Origin of the sequence: Bartonella grahamii ATCC 700132 (assembly GCF_000518085.1) — a bacterium.
GTDB classification, from domain to species: domain Bacteria; phylum Pseudomonadota; class Alphaproteobacteria; order Rhizobiales; family Rhizobiaceae; genus Bartonella; species Bartonella grahamii.
This window is the reverse complement of the sequence record NZ_JACX01000042.1, coordinates 1-6,437: the sequence shown is the minus strand read 5'-3', so window position 1 is coordinate 6,437 and position 6,437 is coordinate 1. Positions and strand designations below refer to the sequence as shown.

Genomic DNA, 6,437 nt, shown 5'->3' with positions numbered 1-6,437 from the left:
GCTCCAACTCTGTAATCTTCATTCATAGCTTCATTCATTTCTGCATTCATTCTTTCACCTTTCTCAACTATGCATACCTCTGTGTAATGCTATTCGCTCTCGCATGATCTGATTGTGTGCCTGAGTATTGAGAAGCTTCTGCCGTTCAATGTCATGGCGTTGTTTCATCATTTCTGCTTCTGTTTTTGCTTTCTTTTGATGCATAAACAGATCAATCTGCTTTTGTTGCAAATCCATCTGATGCATCTGTGCTTTCGTCTCTAAGTCTTGTTGCTTTTCCTGCAACTTCATTTCCTGCTCGGGGTCCATCTGCTGTTGTTGTGCCATTTGTTGCTGTTGGAACTTCTCACTGACACGATTAAGCAATGACGCAGGCAATGGTGAATAACGAAGTAGATCAAGCATAATATCCGGCGTAATCGCATTTTGAAGCAATGGAAGCAGTTGTGTGATAATACCGAAGGTGCGCTCTTTCTCATTCGGGCTGGTTGGCGCATCATCAACTACAATATCATACTCGACACTCGTTACTTCTTCACGCGTCAATGGAATATATTGCGCATTCTCCTCACCAGATATCCGTACCAAACGCCCATCGGACAAGTAATTCTGTATCAAGTGCAAAATAATCTTACCTTGCCGCTTGCGATACAAACGTAAACCATCAAACAGACAAGCAAGCAGATTTAAACTGGATTGGCGTCGTTGTGCCTCCAAAATACCCGCTTGTGTCACTTCTCTTGTGCCAATGAATTCGGGCGATAAACCCGTCACTTGATTAATTGCTTCCTTAGCTTCATTAAACAGCTGGAAAAAGCCTTGTGGAAACTGTGCTACAGGCTTTGGTTGTATCTTACCTTGTGCCAATGCGTTAGGTTTAACCCATGTAATACTGTCTGACCGGCTTAAACTTTTTGCTGCTTCTCTCTCATCCTTAAATGCACCACTCTCTGCCATTATCCCGCCTTTGGATTGGCTATTAAGGATATACATCACTTGACTGAAATATTTATTCGCCCATCGTTGAGGATCTTTTGTCGGACGCACAACACCATAAAATTGCCGTTCTATCTTGTCAAAATACCCCGTTATACACTCCCAACCCAATTGACCCGCTGGAACCAAAGGTTGATCGGGGGATTCAAGCAATTTTCTCCCTAAAAAAGCACGTTTAACAACCTTTTTATTAAAAGCCGCCCCTTGGATATCCGGCATCATGCACTGTAGCTGTTTAAATTCTTCCTCGCTATAATCACGAAGTTCTCCAGTGCTTAAATCGGGCGCTTTGTAATATCTCTCGCTTTCAAACCAACGGCATTCAACAAGTGTGATCATCCGTCGACCGTTTTCAACATCAATGCCCTTCTCATCATTATAAGCTTCAAGATCATTATGATGAATGCCCTCATAAGCAATCCCATCACGAGCCCAATCTGCACTCAGTTCACTCCAATGGGCTTTGGGAAACATCTGCTTGGCTACTTCCAAAGGCTTGCGGTCCACATACCACAAACGTTGCGCATCGGTTAAGTTCGGTTGCACCGCTGCACTGTCCCAAACCATCTTTAACGGGTCTAAACGCGTAATAACCGGTTCACCATCAAAGCTGCTTTCATAATCAAGCCGTGTATCAGTCCACCCCATGCCGCAGATAACCGCATCTTGGAAAGCATCACTATCAGCGTATTCTGCATGCGCCATGTCCCGAAACCATTCTGCCGCACCGGTAAGCAATTCACTAGGCAATGCCTTCCCTACTTGACGTGGAATAAACTGCACTTCGCGCTTATTATTTCTCTCTGAACCCACAACAGCATTTACAAGCGGAGCAATACGATTAAAGGTCATAACGGGGCGGCGTTGCTCTTTTAACGCCGCTAAATCAGCCTCATTCCACTGATCACCATTGTAAAAACGAAAATCCTCCCGTGCATGTTCACGCCATTTATTCACATGCTCCACATCTTCTTTGTACCAACTCACAAGCTTGCGAAATAAGCCTTCTGTCGACAAATCTGATGCGTTACTTTCTTTATCTAAATGCTCTTCATCATACATCATTCTGCCATCCATGAGGTACTCTCATATTCCGTTCTGCCGCTATAAGCTGGTCGCTTTTGTATCGTCGGAGGTTCTTCATAAGCCACGCACATCAATCCAAAGGCATCTGCTCCATGACTGGACCAATCATGCTCTGCTCCCAAGCCAATATTACGCTTCTCATCCCATTTCTCATGATACCAATTCAGTGCTTTGCGCCCTGCTACCGTCGTCTTTTCATTGAACCAAACAGACGGCAAAATACGACGCACCGCCTCTATACGCATCTTAACCGCCCCTGCTCCCTGATTGGGAACAACCTGTGTTTCAAAGCCCGCATCATTTAAAGCACTCTCAAAACTCACATTGTGCACACGGTCTCTGGTTGCCCCATCATGGGGGAGAACCATCAACGCCTTCTCATAACCGTTTTGACGCAACCAGCCTACATGCTCTGATAGCGGTTGTCCCTGTGCTTCGTAATAATTAAGCACTCTAATTTCTCGCCCCACAAACTGTGCTATCCATATCGCTGTTGCATCTGCCTTGGCACCCGTGCCCCCAATATCCCAAAAAGCACGTATTTGCATTAAAGGGTCACGAGCAACACGCCCTATCCGCCCCTCTTGCTCAGCTGCCAACATTTCCTTTTGATAATAAGCACCTTGAACCGCTGTAAGATAAGCCCCTTCCCAAATATGCTTATAAGTCTCGGGACGGTTTCTAAGGTCATCAAGCCGCGCTTCATTCAAGATCTTCGGAAACTTCGGATTGTCTGACCAGTTGATCTCAACACGCTTAATTGCCTCATTGTCTGAAAAGCGAAACCGCTTCTCAACGGGGGCATTCTCTCGCAATGGGTTCCATGTCACCCATAACTCTGCTCTCCACCCCTCTCCCTCTTCACGCAACGTCGGTATAAGCGTCTGCCAAGCCGTCTCTGTAACGGGCTCTGCCTCATCAACCCAACAAAGCAAAATACGCCCCATAGACTTGATACTGGCTATATTGCGGTCAAGACCAGAAAACTGAAAGGCTATACGACCATCAATCGACTTAATCGACGACTCCCCAACCTTGTAATAGTCCTTTAAAAAGTCATGCGCTTCAATGGCGCGTTTAATCTCCTCCAATGAACTTTCTGCCAAAGAATTTTGAAACTGACGCGCACAAAGAATAGTGCCCGATATCCCTTGCATACCAAATTGATAGCCTTTTAAAGCAGCCATCAAGGCAAATGATCTTGTCTTTCCAGACCCTCTCCCTCCCCATGCGGCACGCACCAAAGCATCCCCTGCAAAAATAGGAATGAGTTTTGGTATAATATTAATCTGTCGTGTCGTCATTGACCAAAGGCGCGATTTCTACACGCGTTATCACCTTAATGGCTCCCCCATCTTCACCTGTTACCTGTAAAGGCAACACCTTACCAAGCAACGCTAAATAAGCCGCTGGACATTCCATAGCCTGTTTTTCCAAATAAGAGATCAAACCATCCTTGCCAATTTTATTCCCAGCATTCTCAGCAGCCTTAACCACTGCTTCTTTTAAAATGCGCGTCACTTTATTTGGAACGCCTTTGACACGCCCTTGACCTGCCTTTGGGGGTATACGCTTTTTAATGGGTTTTGGAGCCTGCTCTGTATTTTCTGATGTCATAAAATACGCCCTCCAGATAATAAAAAACCCCGCATTTGCGGGGATTTCAAACTGCACTGTCTTTCGTCTAGATACAATACGACCAAGTACAGCAATGTCATTAAATACGATTTGCTACAATTTGTCAACATAAAAATAACACATATTGATAACTTCAAAGGGAATCAGTTAGTGATAATTCCAATAAAACCAATTAAAGAGCAATAAACATGACAATCGTATTAATTATCTTATGTATTCTACTATTACTTCCATTTATTGGAATTATACTGGAAGCCTTATGTGCTATAATTGGTTACGGTATAGGTGCCGCTATGATTGGAGGTCTTATTTTTCTATTAATAATAGGAGCAAAGTTCTTAGGATTTATATATAGCTTGTATTTAATAATAGCGTTTCTGGTATTGATTACAATTTATAACCTGAAATCAAACGGAAACACATGGGGAGAAGCAATTTCATACAGCACTGCAGTATTTTTACCACTGCTTATCTTATGGTCTCTTACGTGGCTTCTCGGTTGGAATCCTGATATGATCGATATAGCATCAGTATTGATGCTAATAGCGGTAGTATGTTCTATTATTGCGATCCTAATCACATTCAATCCTCCGACGGAAGATATTAAAGTCTATTCTGGACTTATAGTTAAAATATATTGCGTAATATCTATATTTTTGGCAGGTCTTTGTTGGAGCAAAACGACGGCAATAATAACGGCAATAGTATCAGGAATAATATTAATTGGCTATTTCATTAGGGTTGCAATGATTGCATGTTCAGATAATGATAAACCTGATGAAGAAAAAGTCTCTAATAAAAATGCTTTCGAAGAGCATTAAGAGCAACGCGCAGTGAATTCACAAGGTGTGATAGCATTTGATCTTCTATAACGAGGTACTGTAGCGCAGCGTGAAGATTGTACTGTCTATAAAGGCATTGTGCTTCTTTTAGTGCCTCTTGCGTGTTTATAAACTGCTCTGTTGCAAATGCTACCCATTTATCTCTTGCCTTATCATCTGAAGATGACGGCATTTCGTCATAAATCGCATTAGGCAAGCCTTTTGCACAAAGGTAATCGTTTCTTATCTGTAGGTACTGTTGCGCGGCGTCGTATTGCTCTTGAGTAAGCACGCCTTGCAAGCAAAGCCGCCCTATATAAGACCCAGAGAGTGGATTTTTTGCCTCTTGTAGCGTTAAACCGAAGCGCTTTGCACGCATTTCTATTGCCAATTTATCAACAGATTCACGTGGTGTTTTTGCACGTGTTATACGGCCATTTGGTTCTCTTACCTGCCCTGCTATTTTAGGGCGTCCCCTTTTTTTATTTTTTTTCACAGATAACCTCAGACACCTGTTTAACGTTTTCCCAAATTTCCTTTGAATTTAAATTTATTTTTGCATCTAAAGACGCTACAAGTACTAGCAACACGCCGCCTATACAAAAGGCTGGAATTTTTTTCCAATCATCATCATCATTCATCATCCACACGAAGATAATGACCATCATTACAATTAGAAAGCCTGCTGATATATTACAGAATGTATCAATCTTATTATTATGTTGTAATGATTTTATCTCCTGATCTGTAATAGTATAGTTATAAACTGGCTTAGATTTACAGATTGCACTAAAGGAATGGAGCGGCGGTTTATCAGACATTTTAATACCCTCTATTAAAAAGGAACACTGTCATTCATAACGGTATGGGGCGTATCAAGAGGTCTGTAAATGCTTCTGTCATAAGGAGATGACTGCTCTTGATCATCATCATTTTTGCCATCTAAAAGCTTTAACTCGCCTTTGTACTGAGGCAATATGACTTCTGTTACATACCGTTCAACACCGTTTTTATCTTGCCATTTACGAGTTTGTAGTCGCCCCTCGATATAAACTTTGCTACCTTTACTGAGATACTGAAGTGCTACTTTTGCCAAATGTGGATTAAACACCACAATGGAATGCCATTCAGTTTTGTCTACTTTCTTATTGGTTGCCTTGTCTATATAGCTCTCAGACGTTGCCATTCGAAAATTAACCACCTCACCACCAGAAGGCATAGTTTTGCTTTCTGGATTGGCACCTAAATGACCAATTAAAATCACTTTATTAAGCATGTTTGTAAGTTCCATTAAATGATGTAAAGATCATAACATGTTTTATGTGTTTTTACAATATTTTCAGTTAGCTAATAACAATTATTTAAAGTGTTACATTATGTTCTAAATCACTAAAGCGTGTAAAATCGGATTGAAAGGCAAGGGGAACGATTCCCGTCGGACCATGGCGTTGTTTTGCTATAATAACCTCGGCTTTACCCTTGGCTTGTTCCATTGCCTCTTGCCATTTGCTATACTCAGCAGTGCCTTCTTTAGGTTCTTCATTTTTGAGATAATATTCTTCACGATAAACAAACAGCACAATGTCGGCATCTTGCTCGATTGAACCAGATTCACGTAAATCTGAGAGTTGTGGACGTTTATCGGTTCGGTTTTCAACTTGACGTGAAAGTTGTGACAAAGCAATGATGGGAATATTGAGTTCTTTTGCAAGTGCTTTTAATCCAGTGGTAATAGCTGTAATTTCTTGAACGCGATTTTCTAATGAACGCTTTGAACCGCTTGTCATGAGTTGGATATAATCGATAATCAAGACATCTAGACCATGTTGTCGTTTAAGACGCCTTGCACGGGCGGACAATTGTGCAAGGGATACACCACCCGTTTGATCAATATAA

The 6,437-nt window shown here is 41.9% G+C and carries 8 protein-coding genes; 1 reads left to right on the top strand and 7 read right to left on the bottom strand.

What is annotated here, in order from left to right; translation table 11 throughout:
* Positions 1–63: 63 nt before the first annotated feature.
* From U736_RS0108325 to U736_RS0108315, 3 genes are read right to left on the bottom strand one after another with little or no spacing between them, the layout of a single operon-like run.
* Complete coding sequence (locus U736_RS0108325; RefSeq protein WP_026500642.1) at positions 64–2,073, bottom strand: portal protein; 2,010 nt, start codon at positions 2,071–2,073, stop codon at positions 64–66.
* On the bottom strand, positions 2,058–3,386 hold the full coding sequence (locus tag U736_RS0108320) for a PBSX family phage terminase large subunit (protein ID WP_026500641.1): 1,329 nt from the start codon (positions 3,384–3,386) through the stop codon (positions 2,058–2,060). Before U736_RS0108320 ends, U736_RS0108325 begins: the two co-directional genes overlap by 16 nt.
* A complete protein-coding gene (locus tag U736_RS0108315) occupies positions 3,367–3,699 on the bottom strand; it encodes a hypothetical protein (RefSeq protein ID WP_026500640.1) in 333 nt (110 codons plus the stop codon). The genes U736_RS0108320 and U736_RS0108315 overlap by 20 nt, the downstream gene beginning before the upstream one ends.
* Before the next feature lie 209 nt (positions 3,700–3,908).
* Between U736_RS0108315 and U736_RS11275 the strand changes: the two genes are divergently transcribed.
* On the top strand, positions 3,909–4,541 hold the full coding sequence (locus tag U736_RS11275; RefSeq protein WP_174888842.1) for a hypothetical protein: 633 nt from the start codon (positions 3,909–3,911) through the stop codon (positions 4,539–4,541).
* Here U736_RS11275 and U736_RS0108305 read toward each other — a convergent pair.
* The 4 genes from U736_RS0108305 to U736_RS0108290 form a co-directional block, all read right to left on the bottom strand.
* Positions 4,513–5,037 carry a hypothetical protein gene (locus U736_RS0108305; RefSeq protein ID WP_026500639.1) on the bottom strand — a complete coding sequence of 175 codons (525 nt, stop codon included), beginning with the start codon at positions 5,035–5,037 and terminating at the stop codon, positions 4,513–4,515. The genes U736_RS11275 and U736_RS0108305 overlap by 29 nt on opposite strands.
* Entirely contained in the window at positions 5,024–5,362 is a 339-nt protein-coding gene (locus U736_RS0108300) for a hypothetical protein (protein ID WP_026500638.1), read from the bottom strand. Before U736_RS0108300 ends, U736_RS0108305 begins: the two co-directional genes overlap by 14 nt.
* A gap of 14 nt (positions 5,363–5,376) precedes the next feature.
* The gene (gene ssb / locus U736_RS0108295) at positions 5,377–5,817 is read right to left on the bottom strand and encodes a single-stranded DNA-binding protein (RefSeq protein ID WP_026500637.1); all 441 of its coding nucleotides are present in this window, start codon (positions 5,815–5,817) and stop codon (positions 5,377–5,379) included.
* Between the two features lie 85 nt (positions 5,818–5,902).
* Positions 5,903–6,437: DnaB-like helicase C-terminal domain-containing protein (locus U736_RS0108290; protein WP_026500636.1), on the bottom strand; the 535-nt coding region annotated here is incomplete at its 5' end.

What these genes read in the sequence shown, in the direction of transcription:
- U736_RS0108325 (WP_026500642.1), bottom strand. Translation starts at nt 2,073, where the DNA reads ATGGATGGCAGAATGATGTATGATGAAGAGCATTTAGATAAAGAAAGT.
- U736_RS0108320 (WP_026500641.1), bottom strand. Translation starts at nt 3,386, where the DNA reads ATGACGACACGACAGATTAATATTATACCAAAACTCATTCCTATTTTT.
- U736_RS0108315 (WP_026500640.1), bottom strand. Translation starts at nt 3,699, where the DNA reads ATGACATCAGAAAATACAGAGCAGGCTCCAAAACCCATTAAAAAGCGT.
- U736_RS11275 (WP_174888842.1), top strand. Translation starts at nt 3,909, where the DNA reads ATGACAATCGTATTAATTATCTTATGTATTCTACTATTACTTCCATTT.
- U736_RS0108300 (WP_026500638.1), bottom strand. Translation starts at nt 5,362, where the DNA reads ATGTCTGATAAACCGCCGCTCCATTCCTTTAGTGCAATCTGTAAATCT.
- ssb (WP_026500637.1), bottom strand. Translation starts at nt 5,817, where the DNA reads ATGCTTAATAAAGTGATTTTAATTGGTCATTTAGGTGCCAATCCAGAA.